23 protein-coding genes and 2 pseudogenes are annotated in these 26,664 nt (G+C 39.8%); 15 read left to right on the forward strand and 10 right to left on the reverse strand.

The window, feature by feature from the left end:
- Nucleotides 1-4 precede the first annotated feature (4 nt).
- Nucleotides 5-406 (reverse strand): malonate transporter subunit MadL, encoded by a 402-nt coding sequence (madL, locus tag CEF16_RS20155; protein ID WP_091585745.1) that lies wholly within the window; start codon nucleotides 404-406, stop codon nucleotides 5-7.
- Between the two features lie 265 nt (nucleotides 407-671).
- Between madL and CEF16_RS20160 the strand changes: the two genes are divergently transcribed.
- From CEF16_RS20160 to CEF16_RS20190, 7 genes are all read left to right on the forward strand, one after another.
- The gene (locus CEF16_RS20160) at nucleotides 672-1,325 is read left to right on the forward strand and encodes a GntR family transcriptional regulator (RefSeq protein WP_091585747.1); all 654 of its coding nucleotides are present in this window, start codon (nucleotides 672-674) and stop codon (nucleotides 1,323-1,325) included.
- 90 nt (nucleotides 1,326-1,415) lie between these two features.
- Nucleotides 1,416-2,342: an ACP S-malonyltransferase gene (locus CEF16_RS20165; protein ID WP_091585748.1), complete on the forward strand. Its 927-nt coding sequence runs from the start codon at nucleotides 1,416-1,418 to the stop codon at nucleotides 2,340-2,342.
- Between the two features lie 31 nt (nucleotides 2,343-2,373).
- Nucleotides 2,374-4,035, forward strand: a complete 1,662-nt coding sequence (gene mdcA / locus CEF16_RS20170) for a malonate decarboxylase subunit alpha (RefSeq protein ID WP_091585750.1) — start codon at nucleotides 2,374-2,376, stop codon at nucleotides 4,033-4,035.
- Between the two features lie 12 nt (nucleotides 4,036-4,047).
- Nucleotides 4,048-4,929, forward strand: coding sequence for a triphosphoribosyl-dephospho-CoA synthase (locus CEF16_RS20175; RefSeq protein ID WP_091585752.1), 882 nt, complete (start codon nucleotides 4,048-4,050; stop codon nucleotides 4,927-4,929).
- Nucleotides 4,930-4,945: 16 nt separating this feature from the next.
- Nucleotides 4,946-5,251, forward strand: a complete 306-nt coding sequence (locus tag CEF16_RS20180; RefSeq protein WP_091585754.1) for a malonate decarboxylase subunit delta — start codon at nucleotides 4,946-4,948, stop codon at nucleotides 5,249-5,251.
- A complete protein-coding gene (locus tag CEF16_RS20185) occupies nucleotides 5,235-6,917 on the forward strand; it encodes a biotin-independent malonate decarboxylase subunit beta (RefSeq protein WP_091585756.1) in 1,683 nt (560 codons plus the stop codon). Before CEF16_RS20180 ends, CEF16_RS20185 begins: the two co-directional genes overlap by 17 nt.
- Nucleotides 6,908-7,534, forward strand: a complete 627-nt coding sequence (locus CEF16_RS20190) for a malonate decarboxylase holo-ACP synthase (protein ID WP_091585758.1) — start codon at nucleotides 6,908-6,910, stop codon at nucleotides 7,532-7,534. The genes CEF16_RS20185 and CEF16_RS20190 overlap by 10 nt, the downstream gene beginning before the upstream one ends.
- 339 nt (nucleotides 7,535-7,873) lie before the next feature.
- Here the strand turns inward: CEF16_RS20190 and CEF16_RS24590 are convergent.
- A pseudogene (locus tag CEF16_RS24590) lies at nucleotides 7,874-8,041 on the reverse strand (ergothioneine biosynthesis protein EgtB); the annotation flags it as partial.
- Between the two features lie 342 nt (nucleotides 8,042-8,383).
- Here CEF16_RS24590 and CEF16_RS20200 point away from each other — a divergent pair.
- Nucleotides 8,384-10,930: a glycoside hydrolase family 31 protein gene (locus CEF16_RS20200; RefSeq protein WP_091585760.1), complete on the forward strand. Its 2,547-nt coding sequence runs from the start codon at nucleotides 8,384-8,386 to the stop codon at nucleotides 10,928-10,930.
- A 125-nt stretch (nucleotides 10,931-11,055) separates the two neighbouring features.
- The gene (locus tag CEF16_RS20205) at nucleotides 11,056-12,819 is read left to right on the forward strand and encodes a glycoside hydrolase family 66 protein (protein WP_091585762.1); all 1,764 of its coding nucleotides are present in this window, start codon (nucleotides 11,056-11,058) and stop codon (nucleotides 12,817-12,819) included.
- A 135-nt stretch (nucleotides 12,820-12,954) separates the two neighbouring features.
- On the opposite strand, the gene CEF16_RS23955 is transcribed toward CEF16_RS20205, so the two are convergent.
- The 3 genes and pseudogenes from CEF16_RS23955 to CEF16_RS20215 form a co-directional block, all read right to left on the reverse strand.
- A complete protein-coding gene (locus CEF16_RS23955) occupies nucleotides 12,955-13,113 on the reverse strand; it encodes a hypothetical protein (protein ID WP_170032195.1) in 159 nt (52 codons plus the stop codon).
- Nucleotides 13,114-13,516: 403 nt separating this feature from the next.
- The gene (locus tag CEF16_RS20210; protein ID WP_170032198.1) at nucleotides 13,517-13,927 is read right to left on the reverse strand and encodes an amino acid permease; all 411 of its coding nucleotides are present in this window, start codon (nucleotides 13,925-13,927) and stop codon (nucleotides 13,517-13,519) included.
- A gap of 73 nt (nucleotides 13,928-14,000) precedes the next feature.
- A pseudogene (locus tag CEF16_RS20215) lies at nucleotides 14,001-14,276 on the reverse strand (AMP-binding enzyme); the annotation flags it as partial.
- A gap of 256 nt (nucleotides 14,277-14,532) precedes the next feature.
- On the opposite strand from CEF16_RS20215, the gene CEF16_RS20220 reads away from it, so the two are divergent.
- The gene (locus tag CEF16_RS20220) at nucleotides 14,533-15,159 is read left to right on the forward strand and encodes an alpha/beta hydrolase (protein WP_091585768.1); all 627 of its coding nucleotides are present in this window, start codon (nucleotides 14,533-14,535) and stop codon (nucleotides 15,157-15,159) included.
- 191 nt (nucleotides 15,160-15,350) lie between these two features.
- Entirely contained in the window at nucleotides 15,351-15,968 is a 618-nt protein-coding gene (locus tag CEF16_RS20225; protein ID WP_091585770.1) for a TetR/AcrR family transcriptional regulator, read from the forward strand.
- Nucleotides 15,969-16,937: 969 nt separating this feature from the next.
- On the opposite strand, the gene CEF16_RS20235 is transcribed toward CEF16_RS20225, so the two are convergent.
- From CEF16_RS20235 to CEF16_RS20255, 5 genes are all read right to left on the reverse strand, one after another.
- A complete protein-coding gene (locus CEF16_RS20235; RefSeq protein WP_091585772.1) occupies nucleotides 16,938-17,321 on the reverse strand; it encodes a 5-carboxymethyl-2-hydroxymuconate Delta-isomerase in 384 nt (127 codons plus the stop codon).
- 15 nt (nucleotides 17,322-17,336) lie between these two features.
- Entirely contained in the window at nucleotides 17,337-18,095 is a 759-nt protein-coding gene (locus tag CEF16_RS20240) for a fumarylacetoacetate hydrolase family protein (protein ID WP_091585774.1), read from the reverse strand.
- A gap of 60 nt (nucleotides 18,096-18,155) precedes the next feature.
- On the reverse strand, nucleotides 18,156-18,920 hold the full coding sequence (locus CEF16_RS20245; protein ID WP_091585801.1) for a fumarylacetoacetate hydrolase family protein: 765 nt from the start codon (nucleotides 18,918-18,920) through the stop codon (nucleotides 18,156-18,158).
- 170 nt (nucleotides 18,921-19,090) lie between these two features.
- The gene (locus tag CEF16_RS20250; RefSeq protein ID WP_245917937.1) at nucleotides 19,091-19,723 is read right to left on the reverse strand and encodes a GntR family transcriptional regulator; all 633 of its coding nucleotides are present in this window, start codon (nucleotides 19,721-19,723) and stop codon (nucleotides 19,091-19,093) included.
- A 64-nt stretch (nucleotides 19,724-19,787) separates the two neighbouring features.
- Nucleotides 19,788-20,684, reverse strand: a complete 897-nt coding sequence (locus tag CEF16_RS20255) for a LysR family transcriptional regulator (protein ID WP_091585778.1) — start codon at nucleotides 20,682-20,684, stop codon at nucleotides 19,788-19,790.
- Nucleotides 20,685-21,160: 476 nt separating this feature from the next.
- Here CEF16_RS20255 and hpaE point away from each other — a divergent pair, with 476 nt between their 5' ends.
- The 4 genes from hpaE to CEF16_RS20275 are packed head-to-tail and all read left to right on the forward strand — an operon-like array spanning nucleotide 21,161 to nucleotide 26,659.
- Entirely contained in the window at nucleotides 21,161-22,681 is a 1,521-nt protein-coding gene (hpaE, locus tag CEF16_RS20260) for a 5-carboxymethyl-2-hydroxymuconate semialdehyde dehydrogenase (RefSeq protein WP_096241765.1), read from the forward strand.
- Nucleotides 22,682-22,710: 29 nt separating this feature from the next.
- Nucleotides 22,711-24,186: a 4-hydroxyphenylacetate 3-monooxygenase, oxygenase component gene (hpaB, locus tag CEF16_RS20265; RefSeq protein WP_091588514.1), complete on the forward strand. Its 1,476-nt coding sequence runs from the start codon at nucleotides 22,711-22,713 to the stop codon at nucleotides 24,184-24,186.
- A gap of 14 nt (nucleotides 24,187-24,200) precedes the next feature.
- Nucleotides 24,201-25,181 carry a 3,4-dihydroxyphenylacetate 2,3-dioxygenase gene (gene hpaD, locus CEF16_RS20270; protein WP_096241766.1) on the forward strand — a complete coding sequence of 327 codons (981 nt, stop codon included), beginning with the start codon at nucleotides 24,201-24,203 and terminating at the stop codon, nucleotides 25,179-25,181.
- Between the two features lie 32 nt (nucleotides 25,182-25,213).
- The gene (locus tag CEF16_RS20275; protein ID WP_091588025.1) at nucleotides 25,214-26,659 is read left to right on the forward strand and encodes an aldehyde dehydrogenase family protein; all 1,446 of its coding nucleotides are present in this window, start codon (nucleotides 25,214-25,216) and stop codon (nucleotides 26,657-26,659) included.
- The last annotated feature ends 5 nt before the right edge of the window (nucleotides 26,660-26,664 follow it).

A 26,664-nucleotide genomic window follows, 5' to 3' on the forward strand; every position in this document is an offset into this window, starting at 1 on the left:
CTAGTTAATTGGCTTTATCCATTTTATTTTCATTCAAAAGTGCTTCCGGTTTGCCTTTTCCTATGTTAGAAAGAACAGGTACAAGAGCAAAGCTAGCCACAACAGCAAGCACTCCAGCTAGAATAGCCATAGGCCCGCCTTCTAGCGCACCAGCAACATTTTGCTGCGCAGACATAGCAACAACAATAGGTATATACATCGCACTCCAAAAAGATAAACCTTCCTGAGATTTTTCTTTAAGTTTATTCTTTTGTTTTAAACGGTCTACTAATAATACCAGCATGATCATAGCTATCCCTACCCCGCCAACATTTGCATCAATCCCCAAGACTGTACCTAATAAATCACCCATCATTACACCAGTTAACAGACAAATAGCTAATAATGCCACCCCGTAAACAACCACTTTATCCTCTCCTTTATCGTTTGGAATACCGAGTATTAATAAAAAATTTTATGGAAGAACGAAAATCAAAATACAAACACCTCCTTAAATCGGAAAACGCTTTCAAAATCATGTAAAAAATATACTGTCGACTATAGACTATGTTTTTTATAATAGAGAGTAAGTAAACAGAATGCAACCACTATTTAAAATTTTCTAAAAATAATTGAATAGTAACAAGTTTTAAGATATAATGTAATCGACAGTCGACAGGAGAGTGAAACATATGTCTAGTATTGATTTGTCTAATAACGCATTATCAAACAAAATAGCAGATCATATATCGAAGCAGATCATATCCGGAGACCTTAAAGCTGGAGAGAAAATAGTAGAAAATTTTTATGCAGAAGAATATGGCACAAGTAGAGCACCGGTAAGGGAAGCTATATTTTTATTAACTATTGAAGGGCTTGTGGAAAGAATTCCAAGAAAAGGAGCTGTCGTAAGAGGATATACGGAATCGGAGATTTATGACCTGTTAGAAATAAGAATTAACTTAGAATCTTTGGCAATGAAAAGAATTATCGAAAACGGTATAGACCAAAACGAACTTGCCGAGATGAAAAAAATTCTTACTCAGATGAAAAATATAAATGATAAAGAGCATTACACGCAATTAAATCATTCGTTTCATATGTGTTTGCTTAGGATGAGTGAAAGCGATATCATTAAAAATACTTATGCCCGTTTGGAACATCCGCTGCTTACGGTGCAAAACCTTTCGTTTTCTATGGAGGGAAATATTGAAAAATCCATTCAAGAACATGAAAAACTGATTGAATGGTTGGAAAAGAATAAGTTAGAAAAAGCAGCAAGTTTATTAAATACACACAATCAATATGTCATAGAAAGTATTAAAAAAAGGTTGTTAGAGAAGTAGTAATGGGGACTGTAGCCCCCATTACATTAAATAAATATTTGGTCGACTATCGACTAAAATAACCATTATATTAAGGGAGGTGAGTGTTTTGTGAGTATTGCCTTTTTATGTCCAGGCCAGGGATCCCAGCAGCCTGGTATGCTTCATCAGCTACCTAATCATCCGCAGGTCCAAAAAACAATGAACGATGCGGAAGATCTTCTAAAAAAAGATGTGTTTTCGTTAGATACTGAAAAAGAATTTCAGTCAACAGCAGCCGTTCAGATCTCGCTTTTTCTTTGGAGCATCGCAATGTATCGAGTGTTTCAAGCTGAAGGAGTCAAGCCCGATATGGCTGCAGGTCATTCTGTTGGTGCTTTCAGTGCAGCGGTTATTGCCGAATCGTTATCCTTTAAAGAAGCTTTAGAGCTTGTAAGAAACAGGGGGAAGTGGATGGAGGAGGCACATCCATCTGGCTATGGAATGGGTGTCGTTACAGGGCTTTCTTACAATCAAATAAAAAGGCTGTTGAAAAAGCAAGATCCCAACAAAACAGTTTATTTAGCTAACCTTAATGCCGATGATCAATTTACGATATCAGGCTCTGAAAAAGCACTGGACGACTTTTTGAAATCAGCTTCAAATGAGGGAGCAAGAAAAGCAGAACTGCTGGATGTTACGGTTCCATCTCATTGTAAGTTAATGAGGGCTGTGACAGAAAAAATGAGACAATATCTAAATGAAATATCTTTTCTTCCGCCAAAAATTCCTTATGCAGGCAATGCAAAAGCAAGAGCTTTTTTCGATGCAGAAAGTATAAAAGAGGACCTTGCTGAAAGTATATCCAAACCTGTTTACTGGAATGAAACTGTTCATCTCTATTATGAAAGAGGAGCGCGGCTGTTTGTTGAACTTTCTCCGCAAGCCGTTCTTTCTGACTTGGTAAATAAGACATTTTCCGAGGCCCGCGCTATATCAGTAAGCAATGGTTTAGAAAACTGTCTTTTGCTAATGGAGAGATATAACTGGAAGTCATAAAGAGTAGAAACATGAAAGGGGAGGTATATTTATGAATCCTATACAGGTACAAAAAGAGAAAACTCGTTCTTGGACTACTAGAAGAGATGCAAAGCGTGAAAGAAAAGATGGGCTTTCAGGCATAACAGATGGAAAAGTAATTCCGACCGAAAACATTGTAGATGTGCTCGAAACCTTAATTAAACCGGGTGATAGGGTAGTGTTGGAGGGGGACAATCAGAAGCAGGCGTCCTTTTTATCACAAGCTCTTTCTAGGGTTAATCCAGAAAAAATCAAACGTTTACACATGATAATGTCGAGTGTCTCGCGACCGGAGCATTTAGATCTTTTCGAGAAGAACATAGCAGAAAGGGTAGATTTTGCATTCTCTGGTCCGCAAAGCCTTCGTGTAGCTCAGATGCTGGAAGATGAAAAACTGATCATCGGCGGTATTCATACTTATATTGAACTCTACGGAAGATTGTTTATTGATCTCATTCCTAAAGTGGCACTTGTAGCAGCGGATAAAGCAGACAGTCAAGGCAATCTATATACAGGGGCTAATACGGAGGAAACCCCAACGCTTGTAGAAGCAGCTGCTTTTAGAGACGGTATCGTCATTGCTCAAGTTAATGAAATAACAGAAGAATTACCACGAGTAGATATTCCGGGATCTTGGGTGGATTATATTGTAGAAGCAGATAAGCCATATCAATTGGAGCCTTTATTTACAAGAGATCCCCGTCATATTTCAGAGATTCAAATATTAATGGCAATGATGACAATTAGAGGGGTGTATGAAAAACATAAAGTTCAGTCTTTAAACCATGGGATTGGCTTTAATACGGCAGCTATTGAACTATTACTCCCTACCTTTGCTGAAAAACTAGGATTAAAAGGTGAGATATGCAAGCATTGGGCCCTTAATCCTCATCCGTCCTTAATTCCTGCCATTGAAAGCGGCTGGATTGAAAGCATTCACTGCTTTGGTGGAGAAGTCGGAATGGAAAAATATATTGAAGCAAGGCCTGATGTCTTTTTCACAGGTCCTGATGGAAGTCTTCGTTCGAATCGTACATTGTCCCAGCTAGCCGGTCAATATGCTGTTGATCTCTTTGTTGGTTCTACGCTTCAGATGGACCGCGACGGCAATTCATCCACTGTCACTTCCGGCAGATTAGCAGGGTTTGGCGGAGCCCCTAACATGGGACATGATCCAGGCGGAAGACGCCACTCTACACCTGCATGGCTAAACATGATAAATTCCGATGAGCCGCTAGCAAGAGGAAAGAAATTAGTTGTTCAAATGGTAGAAACATTCCAATCCGGCAATCAGCCTGTATTTGTTGAATCTCTTGACGCGGTTGAAGTTGGAAAAGAAGCTAAATTAGATACTGCCCCTGTCATGATTTATGGATCGGATGTGACTCATTTAGTAACCGAAGAAGGAATTGCTTATCTTTATAAAACAGACAGTATGGAAGAAAAACGGGCAGCGATTGCTTCTGTAGCAGGGGTAACACCTATTGGATTGGAACGGAATGCCAAACGGGCAGAACAGCTTAGAAGAGATGGGATTATTGCTTTGCCCGAAGATTTAAAGATACGTAGAACAGACGCTAAGCGTTCGTTATTGGCAGCAAAAAGTGTTGAAGAGTTAGTAGACTGGTCCGGCGGATTATATGAGCCCCCGGCGAAATTTAGAAGTTGGTAGGAGGGAAGTTCATTGAAGTGGGAAGAAGTATCAGCCTGCAGCGAGGAATTAGCAGAAACAGCTGCTGTTTCTTTAATAGAAGAAGCAGCATTAACCCCAAAACCAGGGCTTGTAGATAAAAATAACACCGGGGCTCATACCGACCTTGATTATAACCTCATGGCATTATCTGCTGTATCCTTAAAATCTACCTTTAAAGACATAGCTAAAATGTCTTTTAACCAGCCTATTGATCAGTCCTTAAGGGAAAAAATTGCTGTAATTGGGCGACACGGAGAAAAAGCAATGCTTCAAGCAACAGGAGGAGTCAACACGCATAAAGGAGCAATTTGGGCGCTTGGATTACTTACTGCAGCAGCAGCTTCACTAAATAAAAGTTCAATGAGCGCAGAAGACATTGCTCTTACGGCAGGGGAACTTGCTCAATTTCAAGACAGAAAAGCTTCTTATCAAGAAACCAACGGCTCAAGGGTAAAACAATATTACGGCACATGCGGGGCAAAAGAAGAAGCACAGCAGGGATTTCCGCATGTAACTTTGCTCGCTCTCCCCGTTTTGTATGAAAGAAGGAGAAAACAAATCCATGAAGATGAGGCAAGGCTTGATGCTCTTCTTTCTGTTATGTCTTCGCTCGATGATAGCTGTCTTCTTCACCGCGGAGGAAAAGTCGCCTTACGAACAGCAAAAAGAAAATCTCTTTCTATTTTAAAAGCAGGAGGGGTATCTACCTTTGAAGGTTATATTATGCTTCAAGAACTTGATACAGAGTTAATAAAGAAAAATGCTTCACCTGGAGGAAGCGCTGATATGTTAGCAGCCGCTTTATTTTTGGATCATCTAATTACATCACCGCTTCATTTGTCTAACGTTGTGAAAAAAGAAATGACCATTTAAAGGGGGAGACTATAACGTGGACACTTTAACGTTTGAATTTAAAACAACCGAACCCATTCAAAACAGGGCTCATGTAGGAGTTGTCGGTTCAGGGGATTTAGAGATACTAATGGAGCCTGTAAACGAACCTTATACTAAGGTAGAAATCAGAACAAATATCCAAGGATTTGAAAAAATGTGGAGACTAGTGCTAGAACGATTTATACAGGAGAATGATATTTCAGCATTTATAAAGGTGAATGATTTCGGAGCTACGCCAGGTGTAGTCCGGCTTCGACTAGAACAAGCATTGGAGGTGAGTCAGAGTGAAGTTAAACATTAAAGAGAGTTTGGCTGAATTAAATGCTCGTGAGCGCGTGAAAGCGTTAGTCGACAAAGGCAGTTTCCATGAATTTCTCGGTCCATTTGACGGAAAAGAATCCCCGCATTTGGCCGCACAGGGAGTAGTACCGCAAAGTGATGATGGAGTGGTAGCAGGTAAAGGAACAATAGATGGGCTCTCGTGTGTAATGATAGCGATGGAAGGGGATTTTCAAGGCGGAGGTATAGGAGAAGTGGCAGGTTCTAAAATAGCTGCTGCCCTTGAACTTGCTCTAAAAGATAATAAAAACGGAACACCTACACACGCGGTTATTATTTTTGATACAGGAGGAGTCCGCCTCCAAGAAGCAAACTATGGACTGCTAACGATAGCTGAGATCCATGCTGCGATCACAGCTCTTAGAGAATACAGCCCTGTAATCGGTGTAATTCCTGGTAAAATCGGTGCTTTTGGAGGCATGGCTATTAGTGCTGGCTTGTGCAGTACATTAATTATGACAAAGGAAGGCAGACTTTGTCTTAATGGTCCGGAAGTTATTGAACAAGAAGCTGGGATAGCAGAATTTGATTCCAAGGATCGTTTACTGGTTTGGCGGACAATTGGCGGCATGCAGCGTACCACGACAGGATTTGCAGACGTTTTAACAGAGGATGAGGCAACGATCATTAAGGAACATATAAGTGATGTATTTTCTAAAAAACAGATAGACGTTCCAAGAAGTGCTAACGTAGAAAAATTTCTTTCCATAGTAAATACAATCGACCCGTCCTTTAAATATACTCCAGAAGGTTTTCAACATGTTGCAGCAGAAACAAAAAATAAGTGTAATAATCACAAAGTAGGTCAGCAAGGCACGAAGAAAAGCAGAGGAGAAATTTGGTTTGAAGCCTTTACAGGAAAATCGGCAATAGATATGCATGAAGTTCCGTCCGTGCTGTGCGGAGAAGGCACCATTAATAACGAGAAAGCAAGCTTTTTATCTGTTGTACCTGATGAAGAAGGAAGGTTTCCAAGAGCTAGAAATGGAGAAGTGGGACTAGAACAAGGCTGGATGCTGGCAAAGTATGTGCGTGAAATTATGGAAGAAGATAAAGGCAGTGACAAGAGGCCGATTGTAGCAATTGTTGATGTTCCAAGCCAGGCATACGGATATAATGAAGAATTGGCTGGCATTTATCTTTCCTGTGCCGCAGCTGTAGACGCATACGCTGCAGCTAGAAGGGCGGGTCATCCTGTTATCGCACTGATTGTTGGAAAGGCTATTTCCGGTGCATTTTTGTCTCATGGCCTTCAAGCGAATCGGATTCTCGCACTTGATGATGAAAATGTTCAGGTGCAAGTAATGTCCAAACAGTCGGCTGCCAGAATTACCTTGCGTACGATAGAGCAGGTCGAAGAAGCAGCCAAAAAAGTACCAGCAACAGCTTACGATGTGCGCTCCTTTGCAGCTCTTGGTGGATTACAAGAGCTGATTCAAGACATTGAACCGGAACAGCCAGAAAAAGAAGACGTTGCATCCGTAGAAAAAACACTGAGAAAAACAGTAAATGATATTAAAAAAAGCAATGCCGGTTTAGAGCATAGATTAAACACACCTGAAGCGCTGTCTGGAGGAAGAAAAGCATCCATTGAAGTAAGAAAATTAATGGAGGAACAATGGAAATAAAACCTCATGATTTATTACAGTTCACTACTAAAAATGATTTGCGAATGGAAGAGAATCCTCCTGAATGGGCCATTGATGCCATTGGACATATGCCGTATGTTGTAGTCAGACGAGCGCCTATCGTTCATAACCACATCCCCGTTGGAATAAGAGGAAAAGAACGGGGACATAGGTTAGCAGCAGAAATTCCCCTTGAAAAAATAAAAGCACGCTGCTCACCAGAATTTATTGTAGAAAATCGTTTGTGGAAGCATTTAAAAAAGGAAAGACGTCTTTTGCCAGTGTTAAACGCCCTAAACTCTATTCAGGATGTCTTTCAATCTTATCAATTAAAGTGGGGAATAACGGGCAGCGCGGGATATGAGCTTGTAACAGAGGTACCAGCTGTGTCTCCATCAAGTGATTTAGACATTATTATTCGTACGGATGGAATAACTGAGAAAACGGCTCGTGATTTATATAAAGATCTTAATTATTTTACCTTTCGAATAGATGTCCACGTAGAGGGGGCATACGGTGCTTTCGCCTTAAGTGAATATGTAAATAAAATGGGCAAAATTATGCTTCGAACAAAAAACGGTCCTTTTCTTGCAGCAGATCCTTGGAAAGGCGAATGAACATTAAAAAAGGCAGATAAGATTTTACCAAAAAGGTACATTGGTGACCTGGGGGGGCCAATGAAATCAACTCTTATACAATAAAAAGACTTGGCGTAAAGCCATGTCTTTTTATACTTTAGAAATGTTTAGCTTTGTTAAAGGATCAAGTTTAAGAAAAACGACGACTTCCGCCATTTGGACTTGGCGGTAAGTCGAGTCTTACTAACACTGATAGGAAAGTATAAAATTTCAGCATGGATGAATCATCGACGTCGTCAAAATTTTGAGGAATTCAGTATAAGTGCAACTAGGCAATCGCCTTAACCTAAAGGCTTGGCGCTAGCCAAGTTTTCTTTATTACATATCTTTAGCAAGCCGTATACCGTTGAACTGCCAGCGTTTATCAGGATGAAAGAAATTCCGGTACGATAGGCGGGCGTGGCCTTCTGGAGTTGCACACGAACCTCCGCGCAGCACCATTTGGCTGCTCAAAAACTTTGCATTGTATTCGCCAAGTGCACCATCGGGCCGAGCACTTTCTTTTCCGGTTTAAATAAAATAGTTTGTGCAAACGCGTGCATAAAATTTAACTCTATCTCCCTCACTGGTAACTATTTATTGAATAGATAATAGTCACGTTCGGCACTTAAATCTATGAATAAATAATAGGTAAATAGCACCGATCTTCTACAATTTTGTAACCATTTGCAAAAAAATGACTATCGTTTTCATTTCTTTATTGACAGGGTTTATAGGAAAAAAATCCTTCTTTCAACAGAGCTGCGAAGGAAATTGACTAGTAAAGTTTGTAAAGCTAGAGTTGTAATTGACGAAATTGTTACAAATTACAAAAAAGGAGAGTGTGGAATGAAAGAGAAATCGTTTGCGCTTCACAAAGCAATAGTTTCTGTTGCTTTAGTGTTGTCATTGGTGTCAACGGGGGTAACACCAAGTGCATTAGCTGTCACACAGCCGCATCCAGATGAACCTCTAAACAAAGAGGAAGCCAAGGAAATGTTGGCGGTAGAGTCAGTGGAAGAACTGGATAATGGAATAAAACTGAATCTTGATCAAGATCAAGTTGCATTTGTGCGATTGTTTGATAAAGATTTAGTTAAGGTGTCCGTCCTTGAAGAAGGCCGGGAAGAGAGCTATTCTCCAGGTATTGCCAAGAAAGATTGGGAAACACCAGATTTTAAGTTAGAAGAGAAGGATAGAACCCTTTCTCTTAAAACCGACGAAATTACCATTCTTGTAAATCAAGAACCATTTGGTATTAAGATGCTTGATAAAGAAGGTAATGTCATTAACGAGGATGCCATGTCAAATGGTGGATCCGGATATGCGGACGACAAACCATACGTTTTCAAAGAAACAGATGAAAATGAAAACTTTTATGGATTTGGTGAGCAGTCTGGAGAGTTAAACAAGCGGGGCGACAGCCTGGGTATGTGGAATACAGATGCTTATGGTTATGCAACCGATACAAAGTATCTTTACACAGCCATTCCGTTTTTTATCGGATTGAAAAACGAAAAGGCATACGGTATTTTCTTTGATAATACGCATCGCACCTATTTTGAAATGGCCAGTGAAAGCGATGATTATTATTACTTTTATGCTGATGGCGGAGAGTTAACTTATTACATGATGTATGGCCCAGAAATCCAGGATGTGCTCGACCGTTATTCCGAGCTGACTGGTAAAATCGACAAGCCGGCAAAGTGGACGCTCGGTCTTCATCAGAGTAAGTGGGGTTACACAGCAGAAGAGATTGACGATATTGCAAGCACCTACCGGGAAAAAGAGATACCGATCGATACGATGCACTTTGATATCGATTATATGAGAGAATATCGTGTCTTTACATGGGCGGATGATTATGCGGATCCTGAGCTTCATAATAGCCTTGATAGTATGAATTTTCATAAGATTGCCATTAATGATCCGGCAGTTAAACGTGATGAAGATTATGCTATTTATCAAGAAGGCACAGAGAATGATCACTGGGCGAAAAACCCTGACGGTTCTACCTATTTCGGAGAGGTTTGGCCTGGAGAATCAGCCTTTCCGGATTTTTCAAAAGCAGATACACGTAAATGGTGGGCAGAAAACCATGATATCCTATTCGATAAAGGAATCGATGGCATTTGGAATGACATGAATGAACCGGCTGTTTTTGACGGCCCTTTTAAAACAATGCCATTAGACACAGAGTTTGGTGAAGGGGACGACATCAAGCTGCACAGTGAATATCATAACCTTTACGGCCATGATGAAGCGGAAGCGACCTATGATGCATTTAAGATGCACAAACCAAATGAGCGTCCGTTTGTTTTAACTCGTGATATGTATGCTGGTACACAACGCTATGCTGCCCTTTGGACAGGGGATAATTTAAGCCGCTGGGATCACCTGCAAATGTCCATCCCAATGAATAACAATGTTGGACTATCCGGTCAGCCTTTTGTTGGTAATGATATAGGCGGATTCGGCGGACGTCCTGACGCTGAGTTGTTTGCCCGTTGGATCGAGGTTGGAGCATTCCTTCCTTTCTCACGCATCCACTATGATTCTGATAAGAAAACAGACGTGAAACAAGGGCAGGAGCCATGGGCATTTGGTCCGGAAGTAGAAGAAATCAGCAAAAAATATATTGAACTGCGCTACGAGTTGATGCCTTACTTGTACAATGCATTTAATGAAGCAGCAGAATCTGCAAGCCCGGTTCAACAGCCGCTTGTATACCAATTCCAGGAAGATGAAAAAACATATGACATCAATGATCAGTTTATGTTTGGGGAATCAATGATGATTGCTCCGGTAGTCGAAGAAGGGGCTATTTCAAGAGAGCTTTATCTTCCAGAAGGGGAAACATGGGTTGATTTCTGGACAGGAGAAGAATTTGAAGGAAATCAAACCATTACAAGAGAAGCTGATCTTGACACTATGCCAATTTACGTAAAGAAAGACTCTATCATTCCAAGCCGAGAGGTTCAGCAATATACAGATGAAAAGCCGCTCGAAAATCTAATTCTTGATACGTATTTAGATGATGAAACTTCTTATTCTTTTTATGAAGATGATGGAGCAACCGAGAATTATAAAGACGGAGATTACAATATTACTAACTTTACTATCGAACAGAAAAATAAAAATATGATTGAATTTTCTCGTGATCTCGAAGTTCAAAACTATGATTCTCACATTTCTTCCTATACTTTAAAGCTGCATGATCAATCAGCACCTTCAAAGATACAAGCAGCAAGCAGTAAGTATAAAGAAGTAAACAGCGTGGAAGAAGCGAAAGATACTCAAGAATCCTATTTCTTTGATGAGGAAGAAGAAGTACTGTATGTAAATGTTCCAGCTGATGAGAAGAAAAAGGTGCAAATAAAATTTAGTGGTAAGTAAACAAAGGAAAAGAAACCTGTTGTGATTATCATGTCACAGCAGGTTTTCTTCAAGAAAAATAGAATTTCAAGCAAACGCGGCTAACAGGAGGCGATCTTGTTAGCCTTTTCTAGAAGGGAGCTATCATGAAAAAAAAGATTCTTATGCTTTCACTTTTCATTCCAATTCTTATTTTCGGCCTATATAACCTTTTTACATTTAATAAGAATGAGGAAAATATTTTAAGTAGAGAGATTACAGCCTTGCAGACTCCAAAAGCAAGGTATTCTCCAGATGAAAAAGTTCCTATTACAGCCAACTTGAAGGAAAAAGTGGAAGGGCAGTTAGAGGTAAACTATTACCATCTTGGCGATCTTATAGACGAAGAAACAGTGCCTATACAGCAAAGCAAGGAAGCAAGTTGGGAGTGGTCGCCTCCTTCTGAAGACCATAAAGGATATTTAGTAGAAGTAAAACTTATTCAAAATGACCAGGTAACAGAAGAGGAAACCATAGCTGTTGATGTGTCTTCATCTTGGGATAAATTCCCTCGTTATGGGTATCTTGGAGATTTTCATTCCATGTCAGAAAATGAAATGCAAGAAGTGATCGATCGTTTAAATCGGCACCATATCAATGGAATACAATTTTATGACTGGCATGATACACACCATCAGCCTTTAAAAATGGAAAATGGGGAGCCGGCAGAGACGTGGCTGGACATTGCTAATAGAGAGGTATCTCTGGAGACCATTCGAAACTATATAGACCGCGCTCATGAAAGAAATATGAATGCAATGTCCTATAACCTATTGTACGGCGCTCTCGGGCAAGCTGAAGAGGATGGTGTAAAGACAGAATGGAGGCTGTTTAAGGACCAGGAACAGGGAGAACACGATTACCACCCTCTTCCGGAAGAATGGAAAAGTGATGTTTTTCTTGTGGATCCAGGCAATGAAGAATGGCAGCAATACATTAATGAAGAAATGGAAAACGTATTTGCACACCTTCCTTTTAATGGCTGGCACATAGATCAGTTAGGCGACCGTGGTGACGTGTACAATGTTGAGGGTGAACAAATAAGCCTAAAAGAATCTTATCTTCCTTTTTTATATAGAGCATCAGAACAAACAGGCAAAGAAATGGTTATGAACGGAGTGAACCAATATGGACAAGCAGAAATTGCTCAGTCGTCAGTTCCTTTTTTATATACGGAAGTATGGGAACCATACAATGGTTATGAAGATTTGAAAAATATTATTGATGAAAACTATCGTTTCAGCAATGGCGAGAAAAATACAGTTCTTGCCGCTTATATGAACTATGACCTTGCCGATGAAAATGGAAAGTTCAATACACCCGGAGTTCTTATGACGGATGCGGTTATTTTCGCTTCGGGCGGAGTGCATATAGAATTAGGGGAACATCTCCTATCGAAAGAGTACTTTCCCCATAAAAATCTTCAAATAACAGAAACGCTTGAAACATCGTTAACAAATTATTATGATTTTATTGTTGCTTATGAAAATGTATTAAGAGATGAACTATTCGAGAAAGATGTGGAAGTGGATGCGAGAGATCAAACCAATATAAGTCATAATCCTGAACAAGGTGCTTTGTGGACTTTTTCAAAAGGTAATGAAAACAAAACGGTGGTTCACCTGCTGAATTTTGAAAATGCATCGCACCTGGAATGGAACGATTCGAATGGCGAGCAGAATGAACCTGCTTTAAAAGAAGACGTACCGTTAACACTTAATATGGAGGAAGATGTAAAGCGGATATGGACAGCCTCGCCTGATATTCAGGGTGGAAAACCAATAGATCTTGAATTCTATCAAGAAAACGATGAAGTAAGCGTCCAGCTGCCTCACTTAAAATACTGGTCCATGCTTGTAGTGGAACATTAACTGGTGTTTACAACTGTTAAGGTTGCAATAAAGATCAAATCGCGTGTTGCGGTTTGATCTTTGTTATATAATGGAACCGCTCTGATTAACGTTAAGGGAGGAGATCCACGCCGAACACATTTTTTAAATATAAAATTATACAGCTTTTTCTTCTTGGACAGTTACACTGCTTTGTGGTTTATATTCTGGCAGCGGATCTCGGAACGATTTTGTTAAGTAAACCAGATATAAAAGGCCTGCAGCTACCCAAATAGATCCCCCTATGAGCGTTGGAATATCTAATAAGACAACCAAATAAATAATAAATCCTGCACCAATGATCGGACAGATAAGATTGGGAAGTGAGTAGCCAAGTGAATGATTTTCTTTGTTTTTAAACTACAAGCTGATAACGCATAAATTAACAAAGAAAAACGCATTCAATGCTCCAAAATTAACGAAGCGGATGGCATCATTGACGCTTATAAATATAGCAAGTAAGGAGACAATGGAAGCGAATAATATATTAAGGATAGGTGTTTTATATTTTGGGTGAACATAACCAAATAGTTTTTTTGGTAAGATAGAGTCTCTCCCATCACATATAACAAGCGTGAAACACTTATTATCGAAGCGGGCCCCTGCGTAAAAATAGCTGCAATAAGGACTGTCATAAATACTGCTTGAAACAGGCTTCTTCCAACTACCCCCATTAATTCTAGTGGGCAGAATCAGGGTTTTGAAATGTAAATGCCGGAAAAGATAGTTCAATAAAATAAGACATGGTAACATGCAGAACGCCGACAATTCCTATCATAATAAAGATCGCTTTTGGAATCGTCTTTGTTGCTTTTTTTGTTTTTTCCGATAAAGTCGTCATTGTATCAAATCCTAAGAAAGAAAACACGACAATTGAGGCTCCAGCAAGAGCGATCGGAAGGGATAAATCTACATGTAAAAATGGTTCTGGAGAGACCAGGCTGCCTGCTTTTTCTCCTGTAAAGAGAGCGTAGGCAAGAAAACCAGTAAATCCGATAATAAATATGATATGCAGCGATACAAACAGGCTGCTTATATTTGCCGAAGAGTTAACTCCGATGATAGCAATCACTGAAAGCAGACAGATCAAACCGATTATCTAAACATAAGCATAGCCTTTTCCTGTTATTTAGAGTAACTAACCTTTGGATCAGTCTGTGCCTTTAATTTTTAGCCGATTCTTTTCTCAAAAGGTACCTCTGAATCTTACCGCTTAGTGTTTTAGGAAGACTTTCAACAAATTCTACTTCCCTTGGATACTGGTGTTTGGATAATTTCCCCTTTACAAAATTACTTAATTCTTTCGCTAGCTCATCAGACCCCTGAAAAGACGGATTCAAAACGACAAATGCTTTTACTATTTCACCTTTTGCGCTATCAGGTTTACCTACGACAGCAGCTTCGTCCACTGCTGGGTGTTCAATAAGACTGCTCTCTATTCGAGGAAATGACGGTGGAAGAAAACCGAAATGCACTTCTTGAAAACTTTAAAGCCATAGGTGGAGAACCCGAAAATGTGGCAAAGGTTGAAGATTTGTCGATTCCAGTTAATGGTACAGACATTGATATTCGCATTTATACTCCTGAAGGTGAAGGTCCGTTTCCTGTATTCGTTTACTATCCTGGCGGAGGCTGGGTAACAGGAGATTTAGAAGTTGCAGATTCTACTTTACGCGCTGTTACGAATGTTTCTGAATGTTGTGGTTGTATCCGGTTCATTACAGACTTGCCCCTGAACACAAGTTTCCTGCTGCACCTGAAGATTGCTATGCAGCTGCAAAATGGGTATCAGAAAATATTTCTAAGTACAATGGAGATCCAGAACGCTTAGCAGTAGGTGGAGACAGTGCCGGTGGCAACCTGGCTGCAGTAGTACCTTTGATGGCTAAAGAACGTGGAGGCCCATCTATCGCTTATCAGTATTTAATCTATCCTGTAACTGATTTTACTTTTGATACGGGATCATATAGGGAAAATGGAGAAGGTCACTTTTTGGAAACAGCAGGCATGCATTGGTTTTCTGATCATTATATTGACAAAGAAGATAGAACAAACCCTTATGCTGCACCGCTTCGTACTGAGAACGTAAGCAACCTTCCCCCTGCACTAGTAATTACTGCAGAATACGGTGTGTTACGAGATGAGGGCGAGGAATATGCTGACCGTTTAAAAGAAGAAGGGGTTCCTGTTGAACGAACACGATATAATGGTCAGATTCACGGATTTTTCTGGATGTCTGAAATTATGGATGATGCGAGAAAGTCAATTGAACAAGTCGGAAACTCCTTAAAGAAAAATCTTTCGTACAAGCATTCTAGTTAATAATTTATAAAATCCAATTGATAAAGAGCCGTTCCAAAGGGGGCGGCTCTTTTAAGTAATAAGAAGAATAATGGCCGATAGATTGTAAATGGAGTTTTTTTACATCTAAACGAAGAAAAGATTGAGTAATGAATAAAAGGTTGTTATAATAAAACAAACAACTGTTTGAAATTTAAGGGAAGGCGGTTGTCATGTTGAATGAAGTAAAAAAACGTTCCTTTAATACAAAAAAATCAAGCGAAAAATTTACGAAAATAGTAAGTGCAGCTGCGAAAATTTTTAGAATTAAAGGATATAAAGAAGCGACACTTGAAGATATTGCGAATGAAGTGGGAATGCTAAAAGGAAGTCTTTATTACTACATCAGCAAAAAAGACGATCTATTGTATGAGGTAGTACAAAGACCTTTATATGAAATGACCTTAAATCTAAAAAATATAGCAGAATCAAAATCCAGTCCTACTGAAAAATTAGAACGGGCTCTAAAAAATCATGTGGATAGTTTTGAAAAATATCAATCAGAACTTTTTGTTTGGATTTCCATAGAGTGGATTCATTCTGATTTTGGCGGGGAAATTGCCGATTTAGGTAATGAATATGATCGTTTATTTAGAAAAATCATTTTAGAAGGCGTCGAAACGAATAACTTTCGAAATGATTTAGATCCTAAATTAATGGTTTTCGCTATTTTTGGAATATACAACTATATGCAGCGTTGGTATTCTACGGAGAGCCACTATTCCATGGATGAAATAGGAAAACAATTTGAAAAGTTTGTGCGGCAAGCTGTCGCTAATTTGGAAAAGTAATAGGCTTCACGTACTTTTTTTCATATACTTATCAATAAAAATACTCTGCTAACACGAAAATGCTTCACAGTAGTTGGAGCATTTTTATTTTCCCTCCTGTTCATTGAAGAACCTGTTTCACTTAATTTCTACTTATAATTTAAAACAAACAATTGTTTGAAATTAAAGTTTTATCATTAAAAACGTTTTAGTTACGCATTAGTTTATTTTATTCGACCACATAAACTATGACACGTGGGACCGTGAACTTGTTGGCTACAAAGTGTAAGAAATAGCTGGTGAAGGGATAGGGGAGTAATGTAATGAATCTTTTTCAATTAATAAAATATTTGGAGTGGATGATATGAAAATAATAGGGCTATCTGGAACCATTATAGGTTCAAAAACGTCGGCAGTCATAAACCCATATACTAGAGGAAGTTAAAAAAGCAGAGACATCGATCGAAACTGAATGTATTGATTTAAAAGAATATAGTTTAAAATTTTGTGATGGCTTATAATGAAGACACGAGAAAAGTAATTGAAAAAATGTCTTCTGCAGATATATATTATTGGAACACCTATTTTTAATGCATCAATGTCTGGCGCATTAAAAAACTGGACCTCATTCCTCCTTTTGTCTTTAATAAAAAAGTAATGGGTTTTGTGGTAACTGGAGAGTGAACATTATTTTGTCATTGAGAATCAACTCAAAACCATTGCCGGATATTATCAAGCTTATGTAGCAACAAATAATATGCTTATTGTAATGAGATCATTGATAAGGAAACATCGGAGAAAATAACAGAACTTGCTAATGAATTAGCATTTATGGGTAAAAACTTAACCAAAATTACAATTTCTTAAAGAATGTGAGAATCATCCGTACTGCTGAGCATAATGACCTGGAACTAGAAATTAGACTGTTTGAGGGGGTACAATAATATGGAAGAATCTCCCTCAAACAGCCTTGAATTAAAAAAGAAATATTTATTTTTTAAAACGTGTATGAATGTTATTATGCTTGTACGTACCATTTTGAAATTCCACTAATTCAAATGAAAGGCCCAAGTATCGTCTTTCAAACAGATCTGAAAAGTGCTGTTTCATTTCTTCAAAAATGGCATCGCAAGCTTCTGTTTTTTCTGCTTGAGACCGACCTGTACCGATTTTTAATTGAGCATGTACGAAAGCGTCATCCTCCGTACCATCTGCAATCACGTAATCTTGAAGTTCAATGGCTCTTGAACGGATGCCCCCGATTGGAAAGACATCACTTCGTTCGATTAATATCTTATTGATTTTCTTTAACAGATTTTTTATCTCACCATCTTCTCTTAAATTATTAGTATATTCCACTATGAAATGAGGCATGTGAACTCCTCCTTTTTATGAGTTTTGGAACTGTTTATCACTAATAATGTAATTTTTTAATGCACCGATGCCTTCAATTTCAGTAACCACTTCGTCTCCAGCGTTTACTTTTTCAAGTCCTTCTGGCGTACCAGTAAGTATGACATCGTTAGGATTTAAAGTCATAAAATGGCTTAAGTATTCAATTAAATCTGGAATGGAAAAAATCATGTCTTTTGTGGTACCTTGCTGGGTTACTTTACCGTTAACTATTGTTTTTAGTGACAGATTCATGGGATCTTTGATGTCGTTCCGATCAACAAACCAAGGTCCAATTGGTGTGCAGGTATCTCGATTTTTTACACGAAGATTTGGACGGTAATAATTTTCGAGATAGTCTCGAATCGCATAGTCATTGGCAACAGTATAGCCAGCAACGTACTCATAGGCATCTTCTTTTTTTACATTTTTAGCTGTTTTACCGATAATAACTCCAAGTTCACATTCATAGTGCATATTCGTTGCTTCTTCAGGCCGTTTGGTAGAAGCATTGTGCCCAATAAAGGTGTTAGGCCCTTTTAAAAAAACTAATGGTTCTTTTGGTGCGCTGAAAGATAACTCTTTGGCATGGTCGGCGTAATTTAATCCTAAGGCAAAAACGGTTTGAGGTTGAACGGGCGGTAACCACTCCACTTCTTCCTCTGAAAACAAGCGGCCGTCGGTTAGTCTTACTTTCCCTTTATGTTCATATGCTTCGTGAATGGCGCCGCCAACTGCTACGCGTGCTCGTTTCATTATAATTCCTCCTTTTTATCTTATAAATATCTCTTTCGTTAAATGAATGTATGAAAGATATTATTCTGTCACTACGCTGTTTTCTAGCTTTCCAATCCCTTCAATTTCCACTCTAACCTGGTCGCCTTCTTTAAGGAGTGGGGGATTTTCCGGTGTTCCGACTAAGAGAACATCTCCTTTGAATAAAGTCATAAATTCGGTAACATCTTCAATAAGCGTACCAATATTTCGAACAAGGTTTTCTGTTGAGTTTGTTTGTTTCAATTCATTATTAACATATACTTTCACTTCCAGATTATCTGCATTGGAAAGTTGATCTGATTCGACAACCCACGGACCAATTGGGCAAAAGCCATCCCTTGCTTTTTGTTTAACAGCAGGTCGATGTACACTTTCATGTGGAATACTTATATCATTTACAATAGTAAATCCTTGTATATATTCAGATGCTGAACTTGCGTTTACACGTGTGGCTGTCTTCTTGAAAACGATACCAAGAGCTGCCCCTGTTTGTAATTCTTTCACGTCACTTGGCAGTGGAATATTAGATTGATGAGGGGTGAGAGTATTTAAAGGCTTAATATATAAAATCGGAGCTTTTGGTGGTGCTTTATAAGGATCGTTGTGCAAAAGGTCTCCCATTTTCTCTAGTTCCCCTTTATAGTTTAAAGCTGCGCCATAAACGGCAGCATTTACAGGAACGCTCCAATTCAAATCATTCGCTGAATAGGATTTATCATGATATGCAACATTGTTTGTTTGAGGATCAACTTCTATTTCAACAGGTTGATATAGATTATTAAATAACCCTCTTGCTTTAATCATATCCATAACACTCCTTCTCATTTGTTTGTGAAATTATATATATTATTATATATGATTTATATTAAAGGTTCAATAAAGTAATGACGAAAAAGAATGTACTAAATAATAAAGCCTGTGCTATTCTTTAGCATAGGCTTTACTTTACGAGTTTGGACAGCTCCTTTGAAAAGTTATTTTCGGTTTTCATAAGCCAGCAGTGTGTTTAACTTATGCTGCCGTGCATATGCTTCTAAAGACGCTTTGGAATCATGATTTTTTAGCAGTTCAATCATTTTATCATGTTCTTTAACGGAATCAGGAGCGCGCATTGGAAAAAATGCGAAGCCAGAGGTTCTGACAGTATCAAGTTTTTCCCAAGATTTTTCAATATCACTTATTAATAATTTGTTTGGGCAATGCGAATAAATCGCAAAGTGAAAGTTCTTGTTTAATTGACTGAATGTATTTAAATCATATTGAGTTAATACTTTTTTCATTTCTTCATTAATATCAACTAATTCATTTATATGTTCTTCAGTCATATGTTCTACACTTAGTGCAGTAGCATACCCTTCTAAAATTGCAAGCAGTTCCAGCGTCTGCTTGTACACCTTTTCATCAATGGAAAGAACAACCGCCCCAGCATTAGGTTTGTATTCGATAAGTCTATCAGCCTCAAGCCGGCGGATAGCTTCTCGAACAGGAATGTGGCTGGATCCGACCTCCTTTGCGATTTGATCTAGAATGATGCGTTGTCCTGGTGAATACGTACCATCTAAAATCCGGCCTCTAATGACATTATATGCATGTTTGCTTTTATTCATCTTTTTCTGTTCCATAAAAAATATTATATATATTATTGTATACGATAGCAAGTGGTTTAATCTGTTATGTAGTCAAGTAAGCGTTTTTAAATAAATCTAACAAACGTTGAGCTGCTTTCGTTAAACTGCGGTCTTTTTTCCAAATAATAGCTGGTTCAGCTGCAATAGAGGCGTCTTCGAGTTCAAGAATTCTAAGATTTTCATAAGGGAAAGCATACAAAGTCGATCTTGGAACAATGGTTGCACCAACCCCTGTAGAAGCAAGCGAAAGGAGCATGGTAGCATCTGGACATTCACAAATAACATTCGGCTCAAAACCATGATTTCTGCATTCATTTACGATTAATTCAAATTGACCTGTTCCACTAATTCTGTGAAGAAGCATTAACGGAATATGTTTTAATTCCTTCATGGAGATCCTTTGCACTTCTGGTTCAATACTGTTCCAACTTTCCGGAAGAACAAGAACATAAGATTCAGAAGGAAGACGAAGCGTAGAAAATTCTTCTAGATCAACTGGAAGGCGAACGAATGCCAACTCAATTTCACGGTTTCTTATACTCTCTTCAAGATAAAAAGTATCACCTTCTCTAAGCAGAAAAGAGATTTTTGAATGCTGCTGGCGCAATTTTTTCATCTGTTCAGGTAAGAAAGAAAAGCACGATTTGTTAGACCCTATTGCAAGAACACCTCTAATGCCTTCATTTGTTTCTTGTACTTCCAAAATGGTCTCTTCAAGCTCATGCATTATGTTTTTTGCCTTTTTATACAATACACGGCCAGCTTCCGTTAATTCAATGGTACGTCCATTCCTTTCAAACAACTCAATGTTTAACTCTTCTTCCATCTTTTTTAATTGTTGACTGAGTGGAGGCTGGGCCATATGAAGTTTTTTGGCTGCTTTTGTGATCTGTCCTTCATCTGCAACTGTACAAAAATAACGCAGCTGTTTTATGTCCATTTTATACCCCCTGGTGAACTTTCTTTATTGAATTGTATATGAAAAAGATATATAAAATCAATATTTTTAATATTTTTAATATGTTAGAAAGCATGATACATTTGACTTAGAAATTAGTTAGACAATTTCCATATTTCGAAAAAGATATACATCATTACATGGAAATTTTTTTATGAAATAAGAAAGTATAAACTTTTGCGCTTTGATGTCTAGCTTCAGCGCCCAGCCTCTCGGGGGCCCTCCACGAGGCGGGTCAGTTCGACGTCACAGGACGTGACGTTTTTAGTCGAACATCCTTAAGGACCCTTCTGCTAAATACGCACACGTCCTGTGTGCAACGCAGAAGTCACCACATCCTGTGGAAGTAAGAGCGCCTTTATTGCCTGGAGAACATTTACCTGTTAAGGCTGACCAGGGCGCTTGCGCTTTTCTTATTTTGAAAGAAAGCATTATCAAAAAGATTGGAGGTAACATTTATGAGCACTCGTTTAATGGATGTAAATAATGCTGGGAAAGAAGCGATTTCTTCCATTTCAGACATTCAGCTTTATATTGATGGAGAATTTGTCCATGCAGATAGTAAGGAAACATTCGAAAACATCAGTCCCTTCACGAATGAACCAATCAACAGGGTCGCCTCTGGAGATACGGAGGATATTGATCAAGCAGTCAAAGCGGCAAGAAAAGCGTTTAAGGGAGAATGGGGAAACTTAAAGGTTAAAGAACGTTTGGCGTATATTAATAAGATTGCCGATTTAATTGATGAACATATCGATGAAATCGCTCCGTTAGAATCCTATGATACCGGACTTCCGATTAGTCAAACGAAAAAAATGGTGGCCCGTTCGGCTCATAACTTCCGCTTTTATGCAGAAATGGTGTCGAGCCGTTTAGTGGGAGATGTGTATCAAGTAGACGACGAGTTTTTGAATTATACGATTCATAAACCAGTCGGCATCGCAGGTTTAATTACCCCATGGAATGCACCGTTTATGCTGGAAACGTGGAAAATCGCACCGGCGTTGGCGACAGGAAACACAGTCATTTTGAAACCGGCAGAATGGTCGCCGTTAACCGCGAATCGTCTGGCGGAGATTATTGATAAAGCAGGGCTGCCGGACGGTGTGTTTAATGTGGTGCACGGGTACGGCGAAAAAGCAGGAGCTGCATTGGTTGCCCATCCGGATGTGGAATTGATTTCTTTTACGGGAGAAACGACAACCGGTTCCGAAATTATGAAAAATGGCGCGGACTCGCTGAAACGATTCTCGATGGAATTGGGTGGGAAGTCACCGATCATCGTGTTTGACGATGCAGATCTAGATCGTGCGCTTGATGCAGCGACGTGGGGCATCTTCTCTTTTAACGGGGAACGCTGTACAGCAAATTCTCGCTTGTACCTTCATGAAAGCGTTGCCGACACCTTTGTCGAACGATTGAAAGAAAGAGTGCAAAACATTATCGTAGGAGATCCGATGAGAGAACAGACCCAAGTCGGTCCGCTGATTCATAAGAAGCATTATGACAACGTCAAGGGGTACTTGGAACTAGCGAAAGAAGAAGGCTGTGAGGTGATCAGCGGCGATATTCCAGAGGACATGAGCCGCGGAAACTTTATCGCCCCGACCATCTTATTGAATGCTCATAATAACATGCGGGTGATCCAAGAAGAAATCTTCGGTCCAGTGATCGCTGTCATGACTTTTAAAGAGGAAGAAGAAGTCATTGAACTGGCCAATGATGTTCGGTATGGCTTGGCTGGTTATGTGTGGACGAAAGACATCCAGCGCGGCCACCGTGTCGCTCAAGCTGTAGACTCCGGCATGTTGTGGGTGAATTCTCAAAATGTCCGTGATTTGCGTACGCCATTTGGCGGCTCGAAACACAGCGGTATTGGGCGAGAAGGCGGTTACTATGCGTTTGAATTTTACACCGAAATTCAAGTTATTCATGTAGCGTTAGGGCAGCACCATATACCTCAATTCGGAAAAAAATAAATTATACTTTTATTTAAGGAGGAATTAAAATGCCTGCTAAAACAGGAGCAGAGTACAAAGAAAGACTTCGGAAGGCAAAAAATAATGTGTACATTCATGGAGAGCGTGTCGAAGATCCAACGACTCACCCAGGTTTTAAAAATGTTATTAATTCCATGGCAAACCTTTATGACCTTCAGTATGAGCAGCCGGAAAAAATGCTTTACACTTCACCTACATCCGGAGATAAAGTAGGAATGACATTTTTGCGTCCCGAATCAAAAGAAGATTTGGTGAAACGCAGAGAAGCGATTCAAACCTGGGCTCGGACATCCGGAGGCATGATGGGGCGTTCTCCTGATTATTTAAACGCTGAAGTGATGGCAATGGGAGTAGCAACAGATCTTTTTGCAGAAGATGATCCGATGTTTGCAGAAAATGCGAAAAATTATTACGAATACGCGCGCGAAAATGACATTAGTTTAACGCATACTTTAATTCACCCTCAGGTGAACCGTCAAAAAGCGCAGCACGAACAAAAAGACGCCAATGTTGCATTGCACCTCGTCGAAAAAAGAACAGATGGAATCATTGTAGACGGAGCACGTCTTTTGGCTACGCAAGGCGGTATTACAGATGAAATTCTCGTATTTCCATCAACCGTAAAACAAGCTGGTGAATTAGATGATCCGTATTCCCTAGCGTTTGTCGTACCAAATAATACCCCTGGGTTGAAGTATATTAGCCGCGAGTCCTTTGATTATGGAAAAAATGAATGGGATCATCCAATGAGCAGCCGGTTCGAAGAAGGAGACGCGATTGTTTATTTTGATAACGTTTTCGTGCCTTGGGAAAAAGTATTTGTTTGTGGAAACTCTTCTATTTGTAACCGGACCTTCCTTGAGACAAACGCCGTTGTGCATATGTCTCATCAAGTAGTAGCTAAAAATGTTGTTAAAACAGAGTTCATTCTTGGCGTTATCTTAAGCGTTATGGATGCGATTGGAATCGACCAATTCCAGCACGTAAAAGATAAAGGAACAGAAGTCATGCTCGTCTTGGAATCTATGAAATCTCATTTATTCAAGGCTGAACAAAATGCTTCATTAGACAAATGGGGTACGATGACACCAGACTTTGAAGCTCTAAATGCAGCAAGGAACTGGTATCCAAGAATTTACCCGCGTCTAGTTGAAATATTAAGAATTCTAGGAGCGTCTGGATTAATGGGCATTCCAACAGAAGCAGATTTTCAGCATGAAGAACTTGGCCCAATTGTAAACCGAGCACTTCAAGCGAAAAACCTCGAAGGATATGACAGAGTACAATTGTTCCGGTTGGCATGGGACCTGACATTGAGCGCGTTTGGAAGCCGTCAAATGCACTATGAATACTACTTCTTTGGTGATCCGATTAAAATGGGCATGACGTACTTTGATCAATTTGATAAAGAGCCGCATAAACAATATGTGCAAGATTTCTTAAAACAAATTAAATCATCAAAACCGAATTTTTCAAATGTTTAAAGGAGGTATAAATTATGAATTTTGATATTATTCGCACAGGCCGTGCCGTACTGCATGTCACAGACCTTGACAAGTCGAGAGCATTTTACGATGCTCTTGGCTTCATTGAAACCGAATCCGATGAAGAAAACATTTTCTTCCGCGGATTAGAAGAACACAATCACCATAGCCTTTGGCTGAAGAAAAAGCCGGAGCCAGCTGTGGAAGTAATCAGTTACAAAGTGAGAGCAGAAGAAGATCTCGAAAAACTAGAATCGTTTTTTACCAAACAGGGACGTAAGGTGACGTGGCTCGAAAAAGGAAGCCAAAAAGCCCTCGGGAAGTCCTTGCGCGTCCAAGATTTATCTGGACTTCCAGCAGAGTTCTATGCCGAAATGGAAACGGTGGATCGGATGCTCCAGCGTTACGACTTATATAAAGGCGCCAAAGTCCAGCGAATTGACCATTTTAACTGCATGGTGCCGGATGTAGAAAAAGCCTATAACTATTATATTGATGAGCTTGGCTTTGCGTGTTCGGAATACACGGCCGGGGAAGAAGAAAAAATTTGGGCGGCGTGGCTGCACCGCAAACCAAGTGTGCACGATGTCGCATTCATGAACGGCCCAGGTCCACGTCTTCATCACGTCGGTTTTTGGTTGAACGACCCAATGAGCTTAATTAACGGCTGTGACGTCTTGGCTTCGATGGGGTACGCTCCAAACATTGAACGCGGCCCGGGACGACATGGATTGTCCAATGCCTTCTTCCTCTATTTGAGAGATCCGGACGGTCACCGGATTGAGCTGTATAACGGGGACTATCTCACAAGTGATCCGGACTTCAAGCCGGTCCGCTGGGATCTTGATGATCCGATGCGGCAGACATTCTGGGGCCATGAAGCACCAGACAGCTGGTTTGAAGAAGCATCCGAAGTGCTCGATGTTCATACTGGAAAGAAAATCGATCTGAAAGAGCCGACATTGAAAAAACGAAAACCAACGTTTGTCATATAAAGCATCATCTTCTAAGGAAGCGGAGGATAACCATGCTCAAAACAGAAATCGAAAAAAGAAAAAAACTATTTATTAATGGAGAATGGCGAGAAGCAGGGGAACACATACCCCTGTATTCTCCCTATAATCAAGAAGTATTAACGGAAATTCCAAAAGCTTCTATCGAGGAAACAGACGCAGCGATTGAAGCCGCTGTTCAAGCCCAGACGAAAATGAAAAAGCTAACGGCTCATGAACGAAGTGAGATCCTTTTTCAACTTGTCCGGCTTTTGCAAGACAACCATGAAAAAGCAGCTGCACTCATCGCTCAGGAAGCAGCAAAGCCAATTGCCACAGCTAGAGGCGAAGTAGACCGGACGATCCAGACTTATAAGTTTGCTGCGATGGAAGCCAATCAATTATATGGGGAGACGCTCCCGATGGATGCGGCACCAGGCGGTCAAAACCGGCTCGGCTATACGGTACATGAACCTCTTGGCGTTATTGGGGCAATTACTCCTTTTAATTTTCCAATGAATTTGGTGGCTCACAAAGTAGGTCCAGCTATTGCCACAGGCAATACGATTGTGTTAAAACCAGCCTCCCAAACACCGTTATCAGCATTCTTTCTCGCCGAATTGTTACAAGAAGCCGGACTCCCTGAGGGGGCATTAAATGTGGTGACCGGAAGCGGCCGTGTTGTAGGAGACCGGATTGTAAAAGATGAACGGGTGAACATGATTACGTTTACGGGAAGTCCAGAAGTCGGCAAAGAAATTCGCAGCAAAGCCGGTTTGAAGAAAGCGACCTTAGAACTCGGTTCAAATGCAGCTGTAATTGTCGATGAAGATGTCGATCTTAATGCAATCATTTCTCGCTGTGTACAAGGTGCTTTTGCCTTCCAAGGTCAGGTTTGTATATCGCTTCAGCGTGTGTATGTACATGAAAACGTCTACGAATCCTTTGTTGAGAAATTTGTAGAAGAAACAAAGAAATTGGTAACCGGAGATCCGTTAGATGAAAAAACAAATGTCTCGGCCATGATCTCAGAAAGGGATGTGGAGCGTGCTTTAGCCTGGATTAAGGAAGCTAAAGAGAGTGGAGCTGTTGTGAAAACAGGCGGAGAGCGAGAAGGCAGCATTGTTCTTCCTACGGTACTTCTAAATGCAGCAGACGATCAGAAAGTTTCATGCCAAGAAGTTTTCGCTCCAATTGTGGTGATTAATCCAGTATCGTCTATTGACAAAGCGATTGGTGAAGTCAATCATTCACGCTATGGTCTGCAAGCAGGCATTTATACGAAAGACATTCAAAAGGCTATGAATGCGTCCGAACAGCTTGAAGTCGGCGGAGTAATGATTAATGACATTCCGACGTTCCGAGTGGACCATATGCCTTATGGGGGCGTGAAAGAAAGCGGAACGGGGCGCGAAGGTATTAAGTATGCGGTAAAAGAAATGACAGAGTTAAAATTAGTTGTTGTAAATAACAATCAATAAATTTT

Origin of the sequence: Alteribacillus bidgolensis, from assembly GCF_002886255.1 — a bacterium.
GTDB classification, from domain to species: domain Bacteria; phylum Bacillota; class Bacilli; order Bacillales; family Marinococcaceae; genus Alteribacillus; species Alteribacillus bidgolensis.

Bases quoted from the DNA above. Each gene is read 5' to 3' on its own strand.
- CEF16_RS20220 (WP_091585768.1), top strand. From the start codon at position 14,533: ATGTTGTGGTTGTATCCGGTTCATTACAGACTTGCCCCTGAACACAAG.
- CEF16_RS20205 (WP_091585762.1), top strand. From the start codon at position 11,056: ATGAAAAAAAAGATTCTTATGCTTTCACTTTTCATTCCAATTCTTATT.
- CEF16_RS20240 (WP_091585774.1), bottom strand. From the start codon at position 18,095: ATGAAACGAGCACGCGTAGCAGTTGGCGGCGCCATTCACGAAGCATAT.
- CEF16_RS20190 (WP_091585758.1), top strand. From the start codon at position 6,908: ATGGAAATAAAACCTCATGATTTATTACAGTTCACTACTAAAAATGAT.
- CEF16_RS20275 (WP_091588025.1), top strand. From the start codon at position 25,214: ATGCTCAAAACAGAAATCGAAAAAAGAAAAAAACTATTTATTAATGGA.
- CEF16_RS20250 (WP_245917937.1), bottom strand. From the start codon at position 19,723: ATGAATAAAAGCAAACATGCATATAATGTCATTAGAGGCCGGATTTTA.
- CEF16_RS20235 (WP_091585772.1), bottom strand. From the start codon at position 17,321: ATGCCTCATTTCATAGTGGAATATACTAATAATTTAAGAGAAGATGGT.
- hpaB (WP_091588514.1), top strand. From the start codon at position 22,711: ATGCCTGCTAAAACAGGAGCAGAGTACAAAGAAAGACTTCGGAAGGCA.
- mdcA (WP_091585750.1), top strand. From the start codon at position 2,374: ATGAATCCTATACAGGTACAAAAAGAGAAAACTCGTTCTTGGACTACT.
- hpaD (WP_096241766.1), top strand. From the start codon at position 24,201: ATGAATTTTGATATTATTCGCACAGGCCGTGCCGTACTGCATGTCACA.
- CEF16_RS20200 (WP_091585760.1), top strand. From the start codon at position 8,384: ATGAAAGAGAAATCGTTTGCGCTTCACAAAGCAATAGTTTCTGTTGCT.
- CEF16_RS20225 (WP_091585770.1), top strand. From the start codon at position 15,351: ATGTTGAATGAAGTAAAAAAACGTTCCTTTAATACAAAAAAATCAAGC.
- CEF16_RS20245 (WP_091585801.1), bottom strand. From the start codon at position 18,920: ATGATTAAAGCAAGAGGGTTATTTAATAATCTATATCAACCTGTTGAA.
- CEF16_RS20160 (WP_091585747.1), top strand. From the start codon at position 672: ATGTCTAGTATTGATTTGTCTAATAACGCATTATCAAACAAAATAGCA.
- hpaE (WP_096241765.1), top strand. From the start codon at position 21,161: ATGAGCACTCGTTTAATGGATGTAAATAATGCTGGGAAAGAAGCGATT.
- CEF16_RS20255 (WP_091585778.1), bottom strand. From the start codon at position 20,684: ATGGACATAAAACAGCTGCGTTATTTTTGTACAGTTGCAGATGAAGGA.